Origin of the sequence: Corynebacterium sp. KPL4072 (genome assembly GCF_037908395.1) — a bacterium.
GTDB lineage: Bacteria > Actinomycetota > Actinomycetes > Mycobacteriales > Mycobacteriaceae > Corynebacterium > Corynebacterium kefirresidentii.
The window spans coordinates 46,029-64,413 of sequence record NZ_JBBMGE010000010.1 but is presented as its reverse complement, the minus strand read 5'-3'; the positions used below and the strand labels follow the sequence as shown (position 1 = coordinate 64,413).

Here is an 18,385-nt window from a genome sequence, read left to right as displayed (position 1 = left end):
AGCGTGCATACCTTATTGTTCGCATCATCGAAAGGGATGAAGTCGAAGTGGCAGAAGCAGCCGGGCCGGGAAAGACCTTGGTGATCGTCGAGTCGGCGACGAAGGCGAAGAAGATTCAGCCTTACCTCGGAGATAAGTACATCGTGGAGGCCTCCGTAGGCCACATCCGCGATCTTCCCCGCGGCGCTGCGGACGTACCGGCTAAGTATAAGAAGGAATCCTGGGCGCGCCTTGGCGTGAACCCAGAGGACGACTTCGCCCCGCTATATGTGGTGAGCCCCGATAAGAAGAAGAAAGTCGCGGACCTAAAATCCAAGCTGAAGCAGTGCGATCAGCTCTACCTCGCGACAGACCCCGACCGCGAGGGCGAGGCCATCGCCTGGCACCTGCTTGAGGTCTTAAAGCCCAAGGTTCCGGTGCGCCGCATGGTGTTCAACGAGATCACCAAATCGGCCATCCTGGAAGCTGCGGATAATACGCGCGATCTGGATTACAACCTTATCGACGCCCAGGAAACCCGCCGCATCCTGGACCGCCTCTACGGCTACGAGGTCTCCCCAGTGCTGTGGAAGAAGGTCATGCCGCGGCTTTCTGCAGGCCGCGTGCAGTCGGTGGCTACCCGCGTCATCGTCGAGCGCGAGCGCGAGCGCATGGCGTTCATCCCCGCGGATTATTGGGATCTAGCCGCCACGCTAGATACCGGCGCTGCGGATGCGGATAATCCCGCTACGTTCGACGCCCGCCTCACAGCCGTCAATAGCAAGCGCGTGGCCCTGGGCCGCGACTTTGATGACCACGGAAACGTGAAGAGCAAAGACGTCATCGTCATCACCGAGCCGCAGGCCAAGGCGCTAGAAACCGCACTGAGCGGCGCGGACATGCAGGTCGCTGGTGTCGAGCACAAGCCTTATACGCGCAAGCCTTATGCGCCGTTTATGACCTCTACGCTGCAGCAGGAGGCCGGCCGCCGCCTGCACTTTACCTCCGAGCGCACCATGCGCATTGCGCAGCGCCTGTACGAAAACGGCCACATTACTTATATGCGTACTGACTCCACTTCGCTGTCCAAGCAGGGCCTATCAGCTGCGCGCAACTCCGCCACCAGCATCTATGGCGCAGAGTACGTTTCTGATTCCCCGCGTGTTTATGACCGCAAGGTGAAAAACTCCCAGGAGGCTCACGAGGCGATTCGCCCAGCCGGCGAGTCCTTCGCCACCCCGGGCCAGCTCTCCGGTCAATTGGACGCGGAGGAGTTTAAGCTCTATGACCTGATTTGGAAGCGCACCGTCGCCTCCCAGATGGCCGATGTCAAGGGAACCTCCATGAAGGTCACCGTGGCCGGCACCGCCACCACGGATAATGGCAGCTATGACGTGGAATTCTCCGCCACCGGCCGCACCATTACCTTCCCGGGCTTCCTGAAGGCCTATGGCGCAGATGACGCCAAGGGTGACAAGAAGGGCGAGACCCACCTGCCACATTTGGAAGAGGGTCGCGCCCTGAACGCCAAGGAGGTCTCCGCCGAGGGCCACTCCACCAACCCGCCGGCGCGCTATACCGAGGCCAGCTTGGTCAAGAAAATGGAGGACTTGGGTATCGGCCGCCCGTCCACGTATGCGTCCATTATCAAGACCATCCAGGACCGCGGCTATGTGGTCTCGCGCGGCAATGCGCTGGTGCCATCGTGGGTTGCCTTTGCCGTCGTGGGACTGTTGGAGGAGAACTTCACCGAGCTGGTCGACTATGACTTCACCTCTTCTATGGAGGATGAGCTGGACCAGATTGCTACCGGTATCGAGGACGGCACCGCCTGGCTCAATGGCTTTTATTTCGGCAACGCCGAGGCCAACGAGCAAAAGGCGGCCTCCATTGCCCGCCACGGTGGCTTGAAATCGCTTATCGACGTCAACCTAGAAGCCATCGATGCCCGCAAGGTCAACTCCCTGCGCCTTTACACCGATACCGAGGGCCGCGATGTCTTCGTCCGTGTGGGCCGCTATGGCCCGTATATCGAGCGCGCCGTCGGCACCAATGACGACGGCAGCATCGAGTACCAGCGCGCTAACCTCTCTGAAACCGTCACTCCGGACGGCTTGAACGAGGAGCTGGCGGAAAAACTCTTTGCCACCCCACAGGGCGGCCGCGAACTGGGTGAAAACCCGGCAAATGGGCGCATGATTGTGGCTAAGGAGGGCCGCTTCGGCCCGTATGTCACCGAGGTGGTCCGCGATGATGAGCGGGAAAAGGCCGAGGGTGAGGCTGAAGAGGTCGTCGCCAAGGAGCGTGCCGAGGAAGACAAGCAACGCGCCGAGGAAGGCAAGCGCGCTAAGAACTGGGAAACCAAAACTGCCGCGAAGCAGAAGGAAAAGCGCGTCAAGGAGTACATCGAGAACAAGCTGAAGCCGGGTACGGCCTCGCTATTTAGCTCGATGGAACCCTCTACGGTGACCCTCGAAGAAGCCCTCCAGCTGCTGTCCCTGCCACGCGAGGTGGGCGAGGACGACGGCGTGATGATCACCGCCCAAAATGGCCGCTACGGCCCGTACTTGAAGAAGGGGACCGATTCGCGCTCTTTGGCCAAGGAAGAGCAGATCTTCACCATCACCTTGGACGAGGCCCGCCGCATCTATGCCGAGCCGAAGCGTCGCGGCCGCGCCGCGGCTCAGCCGCCGATCAAGCAGCTAGGCGATAATGACGTCTCCGGCAAGCCCATGACCGTCAAGGATGGCCGCTTCGGCCCGTATGTCACCGACGGCACTACCAATGCCTCCCTGCGCCGCGGTGATGACCCGGAGCAGCTTACCGACGCCCGCGCGAACGAGCTCCTCTCCGAGCGCCGCGCCAAGGAAGCATCCGGCGAAACCAAGAAGAAGTCCACCAAGAAGTCCTCTAAGAAGACGACCAAGAAGAAGGCGACTAAGAAGGCCACCAAAAAGTCCACGAAGAAGGCCGGCAAGAAGGCAACCAAGAAACCATCGCCCGGCACGAAGAACGTGGTAAAGGCCGGCTCGCGCAAGAAATAACCGCGTAAGGTAGCGGGCATGAACGATTTACTTGCCCGCACCCAGGAAGGCGATGCGGCCCTGCGGCGCGCCGTATCCGATATCAGCACACAGCCACGACTGCTCGCCTCGGTCCGCGAAGACCCCGCCGTTGGCGCCGCAATCCTAGCCGGGATTATTGCCCAAGTGGAAAAGGCCCGCACCCTGACCCATCCTTCGGCGCTGGGCGTGGCGGCTTTAACGGCGAACCACGCCGCCTATGCCTGGAGCCTGTATCGCCGCGGCGCGCGCAACGATGCCTTAGGTTGGGGCCTGCGCGCGGCCGCATGGGGTGCGGGCGTTGCCGCTACCCGTAGCCAGCCGACGGCCGCCGCAGTGGCAGTGGGCGGCGCGGCCGTGCTTGCCACCTCGGCGCTGGCGGGCGACCCAGCGCTGCGCACCGATGCCGGTAAGGGCATCGGCCACGGCGCCAATCTGCTCGTCGCAGCCGAAGCGCTAACGGCCTTGCGTGCGGCGCTGAAGCAGCGCAAACACAAGGCGCGGCTAGTGCGCGCGGCCGAAGCCGGCGCCCTAGTTATCGGCCATCTGCTGCTGATTGACGGCCTTCACCGCACCCGGTAACTGCGGCTGCATCGTCGGACCATAGGAAAGGCGGCGGTGCACCGCCTCGAAGGGGCCGCGGCGGCCGCAGGCCTCCAGCACGCAGGCGAAGATGAGAGTGGCCAACCACACCGCGAAGGCCATCACCGCTTGGCCGAAGGCCCCCAGCTCGTGACCGAAGTTCAGCATAAACGGGTGCACGAGGCAGAAAAAGAGGATGGACTGCCCCACATAGCCGCTCATGGAGCGCTTGCCCAGCGCCGCAAAGGGCCATAACACTGCGGGCAGCGGTGCCCCGGCCGAAAGTCGCTCCTGTACTGGCTGCAGCACCAACGCGAGTCCGGCCAGGATACCGGGGCCAGTGAAGACGCCGAGGAAAGAGTTGGCATTATTGGCCGCATTCGCCCAGCGCTGCTCGATGACCCCAAGCGTGCTCAAAGACCACAAGGTACCGATAACCACGGTAATGATCACCGCGACGGCCACCCAGCGCAGGAGGGTGGGGCGGTGAGAGGGGACGTCGGCAAGCACGCCTTGGCGCGCCCACACAAAGCCCACCAGCATGACGGGCAGGTACATCAATAAAATGATCGGCGTGGCCAAGGCCTGGCTGCCTAGGGTGACAAGCTGGCTGAGCAGCAAATCGGGGTAGGACTCGATGGTGCCGATGCCCTCCGTGGCCACCACGCCGAGGGGATCCAGCGCGCCGGAAATGAAGGCCACAATCCCGCCCAGCGCGCATAGTGCGAATAGAATATAGGCCACGCGCATGAGGGAGGAATCCCGCTTGCGCAGCAGGAATGCAATCACGATTCCGGCCACGCCATAGAAGAACATGATGTCGCCCCAAAACAGCAGCACCATGTGCGCCGCTCCCATCACTGCCAAGAAGGCATAGCGCTTGGCGATGACCCTGCGCGCCCCCTGCACCGGAAACCCGCGCCGCCACAGACTCAGCGCGATGAGCCCCACGCCAAAACCCAGCAGTGTAGAAAACATGGGCAGGCCGCGGTTGTGAACAAAGAAGGCGGCGAAGACGACGGCCGCCTTATCCCACACGCTGCCATCGATGATGCCGCCGAAATAACTTGCTGGCCGGTCGGTGGTGATGATCCACGCCGTGGTCATATTGGCCATGGCGATGCCTAGAAGGGCCATGCCGCGCGCCACATCGGGCACGATCATGCGGGGCCGGGGAGCTGAGCTCACTTAAAAACCTCTTTATACCTCGGAACGTTCTGCCAGGGTAGCGCGGATAGGGCGAGCCAGCTGGGTCATGCGGTGACGGCCGCGCAGCTCAATGGATTTCATCATAGTCCAGCGGGCCTGCTCGGCCTCGTTAGCGGTTTTGAGCGTGGCGGCATTGGTGAGCACTTGGCCCGGGGTGTCCTTGGCCAGCTCGGTCAGGCGCGCGGCCTCGTTGACGGCATCACCGATGACGGTATATTCAAAGCGATCGGCGCCGCCGATGTGCCCGGCGACAACGTGCCCCGCGGCCACGCCGATGCCGGCTTGCAACTCGAGTCCGCGCAATTCACTGCGCAGATCGCGGGCGGCCTGCAGGGCCATGGAGGTGGAATCATAAACGTTGAGGGGAGCGCCAAAAACAGCGAGGGCTGCATCGCCCTGGAATTTATTAATAATTCCTTTATTGCGGTGCACCACCTTGACGACGTGCTCGAAGAACTTATTGAGCTCCTCCACAACTTCTTCGGGGGAGTGGTTAACGGCAAACGTGGTGGATCCAATAACGTCAATAAAAAGCACCGCCACTTTGCGATCCTCGCCGCCTAATTCTGGGCGCTCCTCCAACGCACGTTGGGCCACCTCGCTGCCGACGTAGCGGCCGAAAATATCGCGCACGCGGTTGCGCTCCCGCAGGCCACGCATCATTTCATTAAAACCGGCCTGCAGCACGCCTAGCTCGGATCCGTCATAGATATCGACCTCGGCATTGGTCTCACCGCGGCGCACCCGATTGATAGCGTTTTGTAGCTCCACAATCGGGTCCACGACGCTCATCACCGCAAAACTGGTGCCGATAAAACCGGTAGCCAGAGCGGTAAGCGCCAAGGCGGTAATGGCGGGAACAAGATCGCCGGCGGATCCCGGGAAAAGCCCGGTCAGCTGGGCAATCAATACCAGGAGGATGCCGATGAGCGGCACGCCGGAAGTCATCAGCCAGGTGGATATCAGGCGGTATTTGATGGGTGGCTCGAGCGTGGAATCCTCAAAGCGCCGTGCCACCGCCTGGGCGGCAACCGGGCGCACGAGGCGCTCTGCCTGCAGGTAGGTCAGGATGATAACCACCAAGCCAGCCAGGGTAGCGGATACGCCTACGACAAGCCCCAATCTGCCGGACTCCCGCGCGGAAATGACCACGGCCAAAATGATGCCGATGAGCCATACCGCGGCCGCTACTGCGGATTGGTAGACGGGGATGCGCAGCACGAGGTTGCGCACCATATTCGGATCGTGTTCGTCTGGGTTGCGCTGCCAGTCCAGCACCGGGCGGAAGAGCAGCAGGGTAACGGCAATTCCGATAATCACGGCGAAGATGAGGTACACCGCAGCGACACCCATCAAGCTCGGCAGCTCGGCGGCAAAGTCCTCGATTTCCGGCATGGGAAGGAAATAGAGAACGAATGTCATGATCGCGATGGCGCCGATGAGGTTCGCACCGAGGACTAAGGCAGCGTAGACCGGCCATTGGGTTCCCATGAGCCATCGTGCGCCGCGCAATAGTCTGTTCATGTCTTCATACTTTAGTAAGACCAGTAGGCTAGGGCGAGTGAATACCGGAAGCGTTGCGCAAAGATTGGCAGATACCCCAGGCGTGGCCCGCACCATCCTGGATGCCGCTCGGGCAGCTCGGGGGATGCCGGGGGCAGACCCGCGGGCAATGAGCCATTCCTGGCTATTTACCGGCCCGCCGGGCTCCGGCCGATCCCTGGCCGCCCTCGATTTTGCTGCCGCACTCATGTGCACGGACCCGGAAGAGCCGGGCTGCGGCCGGTGCGAGGCCTGCCAGGCGGTGCTGGATGCGAAGCAGCATACTGACTTGGTGCTGGTGGACCCGCAGGAAGTCATCATTCCGGTGGATACGGTGCGCGAGGTCATCGGCCGCGCCGCGAGCCTGCCCACGGTGGCGCCCTGGCGCGTAGTGATCTTCAACAATGCCGACCGCCTCAATAATAACGGTGCGAATGCCCTGCTCAAGACCGTGGAAGAACCGCCGGCGCGCACAGTGATCATCATGTGCGCTCCTTCCGACGCCCCCGAGGACTTCTCCCAGACCCTCCGCTCGCGCTGCCGCCACCTCTACATTCCTTCCCCGTCCGTAGAGAGCATTACCGCCCAGCTGGTCAGCGAGGGCGCCTCGGATCACGACGCCCACTTGGCCGCCCTCACCTCCCTCCGCCACGTCGGCAGGGCGCGACGCCTCGTCAACGACCCGGCGGTACAAAAGCGCCGCGCGGTGGCCATCAACCTGGCAGAAGAGGTCTTCCACGGCTCCCAAGGCTTCCAGGCGGTCACCTCGCTGCTGAAATTGGTCGATTCGGAAGCGAAGGAATCGCATAAGGAACAAGAAGAAGCCGAACTGGCGAAGCTGGAGCAGACCCTCGGCGTAGGTGCGAAGGGCAAAGGCGCGGCTAAAGCGCAGCGCGATGCCCGATCCGCCATTAAGGATCTGCAGGACCAACACAAGAAGCGAGCGAAACGCCGAGTTATCGACAACTTGGACTTAGTTCTTATCGATCTCTCCGGTGTGTACCGCGATGCGCTCATGCAGAAAGTTGGCGCGCAGGTGGACCTGACCCACCCGGACTTCGCCGGTCTTTCTGGCGAGCTAGCGCAACGCGTGAGTGAGGAAGGTCTGCTGGACTGCCAGGCCGCCATCACGTTGTGCCGCGAGCAGCTCACACAAAACGTCGGCACGCAGATTGCCTTCGACGGGTTGGTGGGCCGACTGCGTCGCGCGTGCCTATAAGCGGGTGCGTAGTCGGGGCCGATTTCTATTCCGCGGCGCCCCTAGGTTAAACTTTCTCTTGCTGCACTGGCATATGCCAAGCAGCGTGCCGCCTTAGCTCAGTCGGTAGAGCATTTCACTCGTAATGAAAAGGTCGCGAGTTCGATTCTCGCAGGCGGCTCCACAGTGGCCGCAGGTTATCTAGCCTGCGGCCTTTCGCCGTTGTGGGCACGGCAGTGGGTGCAGAGCGTTAAGCCTCGCCGTGGTTGTGCAGTAGGCGCGGGACCACCTTGCCGGTGGCGTTGCGCGGCAGCTGGGATAGGAAGTGCACATCGCGCGGCACGGAGTGATCGGCGAGCTTGGTGCGGACCCACTCGCGGATGGCGTCGGCCGTGAGGGCCTTTCCGGTGGCGTCGGCAGTAGGCACCGCCCACACGGCGATGCGCTGGAAGGTCTCGCTATCCTCCACGCCACCGGCATGGACCTCGTGGATGCCGGGCATGGCCTCGAGGACCTCGGTGATGGACTGCGGGTGGACGTTTTCGCCGCCGACAATGATCATGTCATCGGCGCGGCCGACCACGTGCAGGAAGTCGTGCTCATCGATGTAGCCCAAATCGCCGATGGAAATGAGCCCGTCCACCTTATTGAGCCGCAGGTTCGGGTTGGTATAGCCGGTCATCGCAGTGGAGTTGGTCAGGTAGATCTCTCCCACCTCGCCGCGCGGAACCGGGTGGCCCTCCTTATCGAGGATGCGCAGCTTCGTGCCCGAGGCCACGCGCCCGGCGATGGTGGGGTTGGCGGCCACCTGATCCATGGTGGCGGTCGTCGCGAGCGCGAGCTCAGTGGATCCGTATACGTTGCATAGGATGGCGCCGAAGCGCTCATTGGTCTCCTTGACCACCTCCGGAGTCAGCGCATTGCCGGCCGAGGCGATGAATTTCAGGCTCGAGGTATCGAACTCACCGGCTGGGTCCCGCTCCACTAGGCGCTTAAAGAAGATGGGGGAGGAAATCATGCCATCGAGGCGGTAGCGCTGGACATCGTCAAGCACCTGCTCCGCGTCGAATACGCGGCGGGTGACGATGGTATTGCGCAGTCCGAGTGCGATATTGATGCAGGCCCATCCCCAGGTGTGGAAGATGGAGGCGGTGATCTGCAGGCGCTGGTCGGCGCGCCATGGAATGGTATCCACGATGGAGGCCAGCACTACCGGCAGGGTCGGTTCCGGCCGCACAATGCCCTTCGGAATGCCGGTGGTGCCGGAGGACATGAGCACGATCGGGCCGTGCTTGGGGAAGCGCGGCAGCTCCACGGCCGGTGGATTCTTCACAATCTTGTCTAACTTCGGCAGCTCGCTAGCCCCGGTATCGTGCGCGATGATTACGGGGATATCGGTATCCACGCGGTCGATGAATTCATCATCCACGACGAGCACATTGATGCCGTTTTCCTCAATGCAGCCGGCCAGCTGCTCCGGGGAGGAGCCTACGTTGAGCAGGTAAATAGAAGCGCCCACATAGCCCTTGGCGCCGAGCGGAATGATGATGCCGCGGCCGTTGCGCGCCATGACGCCGAGGCGAATCTCGGGCAGGTCCAGCGAGCGGAGGTAGCGGGCGAAGCCCTGCGTGTGGGTGCGCAGCTGGCGGTAGGTGAGGGTGCCGTCGTCGTCGATAAGCGCCAAGCGCTCCGGACAGGCAAGGTAGCCCTGCTCGATCTCGCGTGCGGTGGTAAAGCGGTAGCGGGCCAGGTTCGGCAGCAGGTTGAGCTGGGCCTTCGCGCCGCCTTGGTGGCTGATGAGTCCGGCGTTAAGAAGCGCCGGCACGAACCGGCCGAGGGCTGCAGTGTGGAATGTGAAATCAGAAAAATTCACGGTTGGGGTAGCTCCAAAAAGCGAAGATAACAAAAAGGTAACCATGGACGATATCGTGAGAGAGGCGCGCGGTGTAGCCGCCAACTCGAAATTACAGAAGTGACTACAGTTACCTGAAGTTACTGGTGTTTCTAGAAAAGGATCTCATGAAATCTCTGCAGCTCAAAGTCCTCTCCGTGGTGGCGTCCGCGCTGGCCGTCGTAGGCGTGGCAGTCGCGCCGCAGGCCACCGCCGCGGAGCGCAACCTAGTAGCCTTCGGCGATTCCGTCCTCGCGGATCCAGATGCCGGCTCCTACTTCGCCCACCGTTACGATCCCTCTAAGGGTGTGGGCGTGGATTGCCCGACCTCCAATAACTACGCCAAGCGCGCCGGCGCCAAGCTGCGCCTTCCGGTGCGGGACTTCTCCTGCTCCGGCGCCGTGTCCATGTCCCGCGGCCCGCAGATTTTCCAGCAGGTGGATGCGGCCATCCGTACCGGCGCGCTGAGCCCGGCTACTAACCGCGTGGTTATTACTACCGGTTTCAACGACACCTATAACCACCGCGAGCTCAACCTGCCGCAGATTCGCAAGCAGTTCGCGGACCGCACCGCCCCACAAATCGAACGCATCAAGCGCGCGGCCCCGAACGCCCGCGTCCAGATCGTTGGCTACCCCACCATTGGTTCTGGCCCGTACTACTGCCTCTTCCACTTCGGTCCGCGCCCGGCCGACTCCACCTTCCTGCCGCCAATCCAGGACTTTGAGAATAAGGCACAGTGGATGCAGGTGGACCTGGCGGCACGCACTGGCGTGCAGTTCTTGGATATGAAACCTTCCACCCGCAATAACGGCATGTGCGCCGATGCAAACCAGCGCATGTGGGCTGGTCTGGTGGACTTTACTGGTGGTGACGGCAACCTGCCCATCCACATGAACCAGCGCGGCCACGAGCATACGGCCAACGTCATCGCCCGCTCTTAAAAAATATTTTCATTAATGTGCCGATTTTGAAAATATCGGTACGCTCGGGCGCATGACTGTAAAAGCTGTTATTGCCCGTTCCAAGGGCGCGGAAGTCGAAACCGTCAATATTGTTGTCCCCGACCCCGGCCCTAATGACGTCATCGTGCGCGTGCAGGCCTGCGGCGTATGCCACACCGACCTTGCTTACCGCGATGGCGATATTGAAGACGCCTTCCCGTTCCTGCTCGGCCACGAGGCCGCAGGCGTGGTGGAGACCGTAGGTTCTGCGGTCACCCACGTGGAGGAGGGCGACTTCGTCATTTTGAATTGGCGCGCCGTATGCGGCGAGTGCCGCGCTTGCAAGAAGGGCGAGCCAAAGTACTGCTTCAATACCCACAACGCCTCGAAGAAGATGACCCTCGAGGACGGCACCGAGCTCACTCCTGCGCTGGGCATCGGTTCCTTCGCGGAAAAGACCCTGGTCCACGAGGGCCAGTGCACCAAGGTGGAAGACACTGACCCAGCCGCTGCAGGCTTGTTGGGCTGCGGCATCATGGCGGGCCTCGGCGCAGCCGTGAATACCGGTGACATCCAGCTCGGCGAGTCCGTAGCCGTCTTCGGCTGCGGCGGCGTCGGAATGGCCGCCATTGCGGGTGCCAAGCTGGCAGCCGCGGCAAAGATCATCGCCGTGGACATTGACGAATCCAAGCTGGAAACCGCCCGCGAATTCGGCGCGACCGATACTATCTGCTCCAAGGACCTGTCGGAACAGGAAGTCATCGACGCCGTCCGCGAGCTCACCGGCGGCTTCGGCACCGACGTTTCCATCGACGCCGTGGGTATCCAGCCCACCTGGCGCCAGGCCTTCTACTCCCGCGACCACGCCGGCCGCATGGTCATGGTGGGCGTGCCAAACCTCACCGACCACGTGGACATTCCCGCCATCGACCTCTACGGCCGCGGCGGTTCCATCAAGCCAGCGTGGTACGGCGATTGCCTCCCGGAGCGCGATTTCCCCGCTTATGTAGCGCTATCCAAGGCCGGCAATTTCCCGCTAGAAAAGTTCGTTTCCGAGCGCATTGCGCTTGACGACGTCGAGCAGGCCTTCGCCACCATGAAGTCCGGCAAGGTCCTGCGTTCGGTGGTGGAGTTCTAATGCGCATCGATAGCACGGTTACTTCTGGCAAGTTCCGCCTCGACGGCGGCGAGTGGGACGTGGATAATAACGTCTACGTCGTGGGCGATGACTCCAATGTTTATGTGGTGGATCCCTCTCACGATCTCGATGCCGTAGCGGAGCTGGTAGGCGATCGCCACGTGGAAGGCATCCTGCTCACCCACGCGCACAATGACCACTGCGAGCTCGCCCCCGAGGCCGCCAAGCGCTTCGATACCGAGGTTTACCTGCACCCGGACGATGACATGCTGTGGCAGGAATCCAACGGCGATGCCCCATATACGCCGCTGGCGGATCGCGGTCAATTCGATATCGGCGGCGAGAAAATCACGGTCTACCACACCCCAGGCCACTCGCCGGGCTGCGTGGTGCTGCACGTGGGCGAGACGCTTCTGTCGGGCGATACGCTCTTCAATGGCGGCCCTGGTGCCACTGGCCGCAAGTACTCCGACTTCGATGTGATCATCGAGTCGCTGAAGAACGTGGTCTTCACCCTGCCGGAGGACACCAAGGTCCTGCCGGGGCATGGCGACGCCACCACGGTGGGTGCCGAGGCCGCACGCCTCGACGAATACATCGAGCGCGGTTACTAGCTGTTAGTACGCCCGCAGGTACTCGCCGTAGCCGGACTTAAGCAGCGGCTCGGCGAGTGCTTCTAGCTGGGCGCGGTCGATAAAGCCCGCCTCATAGGCAGCAACCTCGGGCGATCCGATAACGATCCCGGTGCGCTTTTGCATCACCTCAACATAGGCAGAAGCCTCGCTCATGGAGTCCACCGTGCCGGTATCGAGCCAGACGCTACCGCGGTGCAGGCGCTGGACATTCAGCTCGCCGCGGCGCAGGTATTCCTCGTTAACCGCCGTGATTTCCAGCTCGCCGCGGCCGCTGGGCTCGATGCCCTTGGCAATCTCCACGACGGAGTTGTCATAGAAATACAAGCCCACCACCGCGTGATTCGACCGCGGAACCTCCGGCTTCTCTTCGATGCTGAGCGCATGCCCCGCAGCATCGAATTCCACCACGCCGTAGCGCTGCGGATCCGAGACCTCGTAAGCAAAAATGATGCCACCCTCCGGATCCTGGCAGTGGGTGAGCTCGCCGCCGAAGCCGTGGAAGATATTATCGCCGAGCACCAGTGCGACGCTATCGTCTCCAATAAAATCCTCGCCAATCAAAAAGGCCTGCGCGAGCCCCTCCGGCCGCGGCTGGACCGCATAATCGATCATGAGGCCGAGCTGGGAGCCATCACCAAAGAGGCGTTGGAAGGCCCCCGCATCCTCCGGGGTGGTGATGATGAGGATTTCCCGAATCCCCGCCTGGATGAGCGTGGTCAGCGGATAGTAAATCATCGGCTTGTCATAGATGGGCATGAGCTGCTTCGAGATGCCCTTGGTAATCGGGTAGAGCCGCGTGCCGGAACCGCCGGCTAAGATGATGCCCTTCATTTAATCCTCCGGGTAGAGCGCCAGGTACAGGGCCAGCGCGGCGCGCCAATTCTGCGGCTTGAAACCGGTGGCCTCGACTTTATCCAGCGCAAACGTCGATTCCTTAGGTCGCGGCGCCTCGGGCCCCGCGATCTCACGGTACTGCTCGGTCGTCACTGGCGTGACCTCGGACGGATCGTGGCCGAGCCCGATGAATACCGCCATGGCAATCTCATCGCGGCCCACGGTATCGCCCGAATTGGACAGGTTATACACGCCGTAGTCCGCGCCGGACTTGAGCAGGTGCACGATGCCCTTGGCTAGGTCCTCGGCAAACGTGGGGCGGCCACGCTGGTCATGGATGACCTTCGGCTCCACGCCCTTATTAGCCAGCCGGCGCATGGTGGACATGAAATTTTCCCCATCGCCAAAGACCCACGAGGTGCGAATGACGTAGTGCTGCGGCGCGGTCTGTGCTGCGGTATCACCCGCGGCTTTCGACGCCCCGTACGCACTGAGCGGCGACGGCAACTCCGCCTCGGTGTGGACCTCGTTCGCCCCATCGAAGATATAGTCGCTCGAGACATGCACCAGCGTGATCTGGTTTTCTGCGGCGATGCGTGCCAGCTTTGCCGGCCCTTCCGCGTTGACGGCCCAGGCAGCGGCGCGGTCGTTTTCGGCGCCGTTGACGTCGTTGTACGCCGCGCAATTAATGATGGTCGAGTACTGCTTCCAATTTCGCTCCGGCGGATTGGTGATGTCGAAGTCGGCGTGGGAGCAGAATTCGGCGTCGCCAAGCAGGCGCTTCAGCGCCCTCCCCAACTGCCCATTCGCACCCGTGACGAGGATGCGCCGGGCAGGCATCGGGCTCACCTCTTCGAGGCTGGGGTGCTGCTTGTCTTTCTCCGAAATCTCGGTGGGCTCTAGTGGCCAGTCCACGATGTCGAGGTTCACCGCGGCATAGCGCGCCTCGGCCGACCAGTGCTCATTGACCAGGTAACTATAAGAGGTATCCTCCAGCGCTTGAAAGCCATTGGCGACGCCTCGCGGCACAAACACCGCCGTCTCCGGCCCAATCTCGTGGGTAATAACCTCGCCGAAGCTCTCCGACCCCTCGCGCAGGTCGCACCACGCACCAAAAATCTTGCCCTGCGCCACCGAGATGAGTTTGTCCCAAGGTTCGGCGTGCAGCCCGCGGGTAGCGCCGGCGTGGTTGAAGGAAATATTGTTCTGCACCGGCTGAAAGCTCGCGAGTTCGGGCGCGAGACCGGTGAGCTTTTCCCGCTGCCAATTTTCTTTGAACCAGCCGCGATTGTCCCCGTGCACGTCGAGGTCGATGATGAGTAGTCCCGCGATGGCGGTTTCAGTTATGCGCATGTCTACTGTCCTTGCTGCTTGTAGCGGGTCTCTACGTCTTCTTTCTCGGGCTTCCACCAGTCTTCGTTATCGCGGTACCACGCGATGGTGTCTTGGAGGCCGGCGCGGATATCCGTAAACCGCGGGGCCCAGCCCAGCTCGCGGCGCAGCTTGGTGGCATCCATGGCATAGCGCTGATCATGGCCGGGGCGGTCCGCCACGTGCTCATAGAGCGCGCGTCCATCGCGGGTGTGGCCCATGATCTCGCAGATAAGCTCGATGACCTGCTTATTGCTGATATCTGGCTGATCCGCGCCGATAGCGTAGGTCTCTCCAATCCGGCCGCGCTCTAGGATGGCGAGCACTGCCTCGTTGTGGTCATCGACATGAATCCAATCGCGGACCTGCTCGCCCGTCCCATAAAGCTTGGGCGTGCGGCCGGAGAGAATATTGGTGATCTGGCGGGGAATGAACTTCTCGATGTGCTGATACGGCCCATAATTATTGGAGCAATTCGAGATGGTGGCGCGCAGCCCAAAAGAACGCACCCATGCGCGCACGAGGTGGTCAGAACCTGCCTTGGTGGCGGAGTACGGGCTGGAGGGGGCGTAGGCGGTGTTCTCGTCAAACTTGGTTTCTGCCCCAATCTCGAGATCACCGAAAACCTCGTCGGTGGAGACATGGTGGAAGCGGGTATCGTGCTTCCGGCACGCCTCCAACAGCGTGAACGTGCCCACGATATTCGTGTGGAGGAAGGGGGAGGGGTCACGCAAAGAATTGTCGTTATGGGATTCGGCGGCGAAGTGAACTACTACATCGGCGGCAGCGACGAGCGGTTCTACCGTCGCAGAATCGGCGATATCACCCTCGACGAAGTCAATATCCAGATCGGCGAGGTTGGCGCGGTTTCCGGCGTAAGTGAGCTTATCAAGCACCGTAACGCGGGTATCGGGGCGCGCCTGGCGCATGAGGCGCACGAAATTGGCGCCGATAAAACCGGCGCCGCCAGTGACGAGCATCGTTTGCATGGTTATCCAGTGTAGGGCAGTCGGACGGGCTGCTGTGGCAGGCCGCGGGCCCGCGCGCAAGAGGTCAGGCCGCGCCCGGGGGAGACGGTGGTGGCGAGGGCGGATCCGTGAGCCTGCGTCCCGGGGCTTGTTCCGCGGCGGGGTGGTCGTTGACCTCTACTGTGGGCGATAGCCCGCTCGCGTGCGCGGCCCGGTAGCCCACCCGGCCGGTGCCGGGGTCCCGTTCGGCGTGACCCATTCCGTTGCGGCCATCGCGGTAGTCGTTATTGTCCACGTGGTGGCGACGGCACAGCAGCGTCAGATTTTTTAGGTCGGTGGCGCCGCCGTGAGACCAAGCCTGCAGATGGTGGACATCGCAGTCCTGCCAGGGGCGGTGGCACTCGGGGTGGGTGCAGACAAGCTCGGAGGCCGCGAGGGCGAGCTTCTGCCAGAGGGAAGCGGTGCGTTTGGTGCGGCCAAGTTCGAGGGGAAAGCCCTTCTCATCCACCGCACAGAAGAAATCGTGCTGCGCGGCACCCAAGCGGAGGAGATCGAGCGGAGAAAGCTCGATGCCGGTGCTGGTGGCGAAGCGGGTATCGCCGCCCATCGCCTCCAGTTCTTCCAAGGTGGTGGCGACGAAGAAAGAACCAAGGCCCGCTGAGTCCTTTTGGGTGGCAGAAAGGTAGCTCGACAAGGCAGCGGTCAATTGGTCCGCCATGCGCTGGGCATAAGTGCGGGTATCATCCTCGGCGCTGAGATCGGCGCTGCCTTTATTTTTGGCGGGAGCAAAGGCACTGGCAAGGATGGCGGCCGCGGAGGCGTCGAGGTATCCGGAGATATGCACACCGCCGTCAGCATCTTGGCGGGAGATGCTAAAGCGCCGCTTGCGGGTAGCGGCGTGCGGATCGGGCTCGCCGGCAGGATTGAGGGCGTGCTTATTCGCCTTGCGAACTGCCTTACGCAGCCACTCGCGTAAGGAATCGAAGGAGCGGCGCTTGGCCTGCTCGAGGGCCTGGTTGCGCAGCTCGCTTGGGCCGGGGATGGCGTACTTGCTGAGGCTGCGCAGCTCATTCTCGATGAGGTTAAGGATGCGCTCAGGGATAGGCTCTTCTTCGAAAAGCTTCTTGCGGCGCTTTTCCTCTTCGCGGCGCTCGCGGTCGGCGCGGCGGCGGGCTTCTTCCTCGGCCTGTGCGCGTGTGGCGTCATCAGCATCGGGATCAGCAGGTGGGGGAGTGGGCTCCGGTTCGGGGATAGGGGCAAATAGGTTGCGCCCATTGCGCAGACGGGCGGCGGCTTCGGACTCGCTAAGACCTAGGCGGGCGGTCAGGTAGTCCTTGGCTTTGGAGGAGCCCACGCGGCGGCCGGCGTCATCGCGCTCCGCGATGAAGGCGAAGGCAGCGTCAATAGCGGCCTTGTTGCCCAGGGCCCTTTCCAAGTGCTCGAAATGAGGGTGAAGAAGCTCGAAAGAGAGGTCGGAGGGATCCTGCATGAGGCCGCGCAGTTGGGTTAACCCGGCGGCAACTTGGGCGATGGCGGAGTCTATCTCCGCGTGCTTGGTGGTCTGCATAATCCCTCCCCTCCTGTTCGTTTACATGTTCTATTCTATCTAGATAAAACACCCCGTCAACAGGAAAGAAGGGATTGGTCAATAGATTAGACAATCCCCAAACAAACGCAGGGCCAAAACCACTAACTCGGGAATGAAGGAAGGGCCGTGTGGTTGAGCCAAGCGTCTACGGTGGCGTCGAAAAGCGCGGCATCAGGAGCGGCGGCGCGGAAGGAATTTAGCAACATGGAAGGCTCCACCACCGAATGCTGGTGCTCGGTGAGGTAGCTGCGGAGGGTGCTAAAGAAGGCGTCGCCAAGCAGGCGGTGAATGGCGTGCACGGTCAAAGCACCGCGCTTATACACGCGGTCATCGAACATATCGCGCGCACCCGGATCGGAAACGGTGAGGTTCTGCGCCTTGCGGCCTAGGACGTTGTAGTGGGAGCGTGCTGCCTCGCGCGCGGTGGTCTCGCCCTTGTGCTCGGCCCATAACCACTCGCTGTAGCAGGCAAAGCCCTCATTGAGCCAGATATCTTTCCACTCGCTCAGGCCTACGGAATTGCCAAACCACTGGTGGGAAAGTTCATGCGCGATAAGGCGCTCGAAGGCGTGGTCTCCCTTCACATGGTTGGATCCAAAGATAGAAAGCCCCTGCGCTTCGAGCGGAATTTCCAGCTCATCTTCCGTGATGACCACCTGGTAATCCGCAAACGGGTAGGGGCCATAAATGGAGGTAAAGAAGTCCACCATCTCCTGCTGCTGGGCAAATTCATTCAGCAGCCGCTCGCGCAGCGTGGCTGGAGCCCAAGCCCGAGTGGAAGGGCCCAAGGCAAAGCTGGAAAACTCACCTACCTGCACCGTAGCCAGGTAGGTGGCCATGGGCTGGCGGGTACGGTAATGCCAGCGCGTGGTGGAGCCGCCCGCCCTGCGGGAGACGAGGTCGCCATTAGACACAACGATAAAGGGATCATCGGCCGTAATGATGATGTCATAGAGCGCCTTTTCAGACGGTGTATCGTCGCAGGGGAACCAGCTCGGCGCGCCATTGGGCTGGCTGGCTACCAGCGAGCCGGACTCGGTTTCTTCCCAACCAATCTCGCCCCAGGTGGTGCGGATGGGGCGAGGGCTACCGCCATAGCGAATAACCAGCTCAAACTCCGTACCGGCGGCGATTTCTGCAGCGAAACGAAGACGCAACTTACCGGAAGACTGGCGGAACTTTGCCACCCGCGGTGCACCCTTCGCGGTCACGCGACGGGCCACCATCGCCCCGCCCAAATCCAAGGTCAAAGACGTTAAATCGGCGGTCGCTCGGATTGCTAAAACGGCCTCGCCGTGGAGCAAGTTGGGCTCCACGCGGTAGGTCAGATCCAGCGTGTAGTGGGACACCTCAAATCCGAGGTTAAAATCCACGCCGGTATAAGGATCGGTATGGGAACGCGAAAGGGCGGTAGGAAGCAACTTCATAATGCTGCAAGCCTACC

Annotated in this window: 14 protein-coding genes and 1 tRNA gene; 7 read left to right on the top strand and 8 right to left on the bottom strand. The window is 61.9% G+C overall.

Features of this window, described 5'->3' with window-relative positions:
- Positions 1–47: 47 nt before the first annotated feature.
- Positions 48–3,023, top strand: a complete 2,976-nt coding sequence (gene topA / locus WMP97_RS10500) for a type I DNA topoisomerase (protein WP_340440470.1) — start codon at positions 48–50, stop codon at positions 3,021–3,023.
- An 18-nt stretch (positions 3,024–3,041) separates the two neighbouring features.
- Complete coding sequence (locus WMP97_RS10495) at positions 3,042–3,623, top strand: hypothetical protein (RefSeq protein WP_340440469.1); 582 nt, start codon at positions 3,042–3,044, stop codon at positions 3,621–3,623.
- Here the strand turns inward: WMP97_RS10495 and WMP97_RS10490 are convergent.
- Both WMP97_RS10490 and WMP97_RS10485 read right to left on the bottom strand, forming a co-directional pair.
- Positions 3,573–4,811 (bottom strand): DUF418 domain-containing protein, encoded by a 1,239-nt coding sequence (locus WMP97_RS10490; protein ID WP_340440468.1) that lies wholly within the window; start codon positions 4,809–4,811, stop codon positions 3,573–3,575. The genes WMP97_RS10495 and WMP97_RS10490 overlap by 51 nt on opposite strands.
- A 12-nt stretch (positions 4,812–4,823) precedes the next feature.
- Entirely contained in the window at positions 4,824–6,356 is a 1,533-nt protein-coding gene (locus tag WMP97_RS10485; RefSeq protein ID WP_340440467.1) for an adenylate/guanylate cyclase domain-containing protein, read from the bottom strand.
- A gap of 37 nt (positions 6,357–6,393) precedes the next feature.
- Here WMP97_RS10485 and WMP97_RS10480 point away from each other — a divergent pair, with 37 nt between their 5' ends.
- Positions 6,394–7,593 carry a DNA polymerase III subunit delta' gene (locus WMP97_RS10480; protein ID WP_396130028.1) on the top strand — a complete coding sequence of 400 codons (1,200 nt, stop codon included), beginning with the start codon at positions 6,394–6,396 and terminating at the stop codon, positions 7,591–7,593.
- A gap of 87 nt (positions 7,594–7,680) precedes the next feature.
- A tRNA-Thr gene (locus WMP97_RS10475) sits at positions 7,681–7,756 on the top strand.
- Positions 7,757–7,822: 66 nt separating this feature from the next.
- Here WMP97_RS10475 and WMP97_RS10470 read toward each other — a convergent pair.
- The gene (locus tag WMP97_RS10470) at positions 7,823–9,490 is read right to left on the bottom strand and encodes an AMP-binding protein (RefSeq protein ID WP_408918739.1); all 1,668 of its coding nucleotides are present in this window, start codon (positions 9,488–9,490) and stop codon (positions 7,823–7,825) included.
- Between the two features lie 101 nt (positions 9,491–9,591).
- Here WMP97_RS10470 and WMP97_RS10465 point away from each other — a divergent pair, with 101 nt between their 5' ends.
- From WMP97_RS10465 to WMP97_RS10455, 3 genes are read left to right on the top strand one after another with little or no spacing between them, the layout of a single operon-like run.
- Positions 9,592–10,407, top strand: coding sequence for a GDSL-type esterase/lipase family protein (locus WMP97_RS10465; RefSeq protein WP_340440465.1), 816 nt, complete (start codon positions 9,592–9,594; stop codon positions 10,405–10,407).
- Positions 10,408–10,459: 52 nt separating this feature from the next.
- On the top strand, positions 10,460–11,545 hold the full coding sequence (locus tag WMP97_RS10460; protein WP_023020438.1) for an S-(hydroxymethyl)mycothiol dehydrogenase: 1,086 nt from the start codon (positions 10,460–10,462) through the stop codon (positions 11,543–11,545).
- A complete protein-coding gene (locus WMP97_RS10455) occupies positions 11,545–12,159 on the top strand; it encodes an MBL fold metallo-hydrolase (protein ID WP_023020439.1) in 615 nt (204 codons plus the stop codon). Before WMP97_RS10460 ends, WMP97_RS10455 begins: the two co-directional genes overlap by 1 nt.
- Before the next feature lie 3 nt (positions 12,160–12,162).
- On the opposite strand, the gene rfbA is transcribed toward WMP97_RS10455, so the two are convergent.
- The 5 genes from rfbA to WMP97_RS10430 form a co-directional block, all read right to left on the bottom strand.
- Positions 12,163–13,011, bottom strand: a complete 849-nt coding sequence (gene rfbA / locus WMP97_RS10450) for a glucose-1-phosphate thymidylyltransferase RfbA (protein WP_316330957.1) — start codon at positions 13,009–13,011, stop codon at positions 12,163–12,165.
- Complete coding sequence (locus tag WMP97_RS10445; protein WP_340440464.1) at positions 13,012–14,367, bottom strand: sugar nucleotide-binding protein; 1,356 nt, start codon at positions 14,365–14,367, stop codon at positions 13,012–13,014.
- 2 nt (positions 14,368–14,369) lie between these two features.
- Complete coding sequence (gene rfbB / locus WMP97_RS10440; protein WP_198010452.1) at positions 14,370–15,365, bottom strand: dTDP-glucose 4,6-dehydratase; 996 nt, start codon at positions 15,363–15,365, stop codon at positions 14,370–14,372.
- Positions 15,366–15,438: 73 nt separating this feature from the next.
- Positions 15,439–16,920, bottom strand: coding sequence for an HNH endonuclease signature motif containing protein (locus WMP97_RS10435; protein ID WP_340440463.1), 1,482 nt, complete (start codon positions 16,918–16,920; stop codon positions 15,439–15,441).
- Between the two features lie 122 nt (positions 16,921–17,042).
- Positions 17,043–18,368, bottom strand: a complete 1,326-nt coding sequence (locus WMP97_RS10430) for a M1 family metallopeptidase (RefSeq protein WP_340440462.1) — start codon at positions 18,366–18,368, stop codon at positions 17,043–17,045.
- Positions 18,369–18,385 lie beyond the last annotated feature (17 nt).

Excerpts from the sequence above, each read along its gene's own strand:
- WMP97_RS10495 (WP_340440469.1), top strand. The coding sequence starts at position 3,042 with ATGAACGATTTACTTGCCCGCACCCAGGAAGGCGATGCGGCCCTGCGG.
- WMP97_RS10470 (WP_408918739.1), bottom strand. The coding sequence starts at position 9,490 with ATGGTTACCTTTTTGTTATCTTCGCTTTTTGGAGCTACCCCAACCGTG.
- WMP97_RS10430 (WP_340440462.1), bottom strand. The coding sequence starts at position 18,368 with ATGAAGTTGCTTCCTACCGCCCTTTCGCGTTCCCATACCGATCCTTAT.
- WMP97_RS10460 (WP_023020438.1), top strand. The coding sequence starts at position 10,460 with ATGACTGTAAAAGCTGTTATTGCCCGTTCCAAGGGCGCGGAAGTCGAA.
- WMP97_RS10435 (WP_340440463.1), bottom strand. The coding sequence starts at position 16,920 with ATGCAGACCACCAAGCACGCGGAGATAGACTCCGCCATCGCCCAAGTT.
- WMP97_RS10445 (WP_340440464.1), bottom strand. The coding sequence starts at position 14,367 with ATGCGCATAACTGAAACCGCCATCGCGGGACTACTCATCATCGACCTC.
- rfbA (WP_316330957.1), bottom strand. The coding sequence starts at position 13,011 with ATGAAGGGCATCATCTTAGCCGGCGGTTCCGGCACGCGGCTCTACCCG.
- WMP97_RS10465 (WP_340440465.1), top strand. The coding sequence starts at position 9,592 with ATGAAATCTCTGCAGCTCAAAGTCCTCTCCGTGGTGGCGTCCGCGCTG.
- WMP97_RS10455 (WP_023020439.1), top strand. The coding sequence starts at position 11,545 with ATGCGCATCGATAGCACGGTTACTTCTGGCAAGTTCCGCCTCGACGGC.
- WMP97_RS10485 (WP_340440467.1), bottom strand. The coding sequence starts at position 6,356 with ATGAACAGACTATTGCGCGGCGCACGATGGCTCATGGGAACCCAATGG.
- rfbB (WP_198010452.1), bottom strand. The coding sequence starts at position 15,365 with ATGCTCGTCACTGGCGGCGCCGGTTTTATCGGCGCCAATTTCGTGCGC.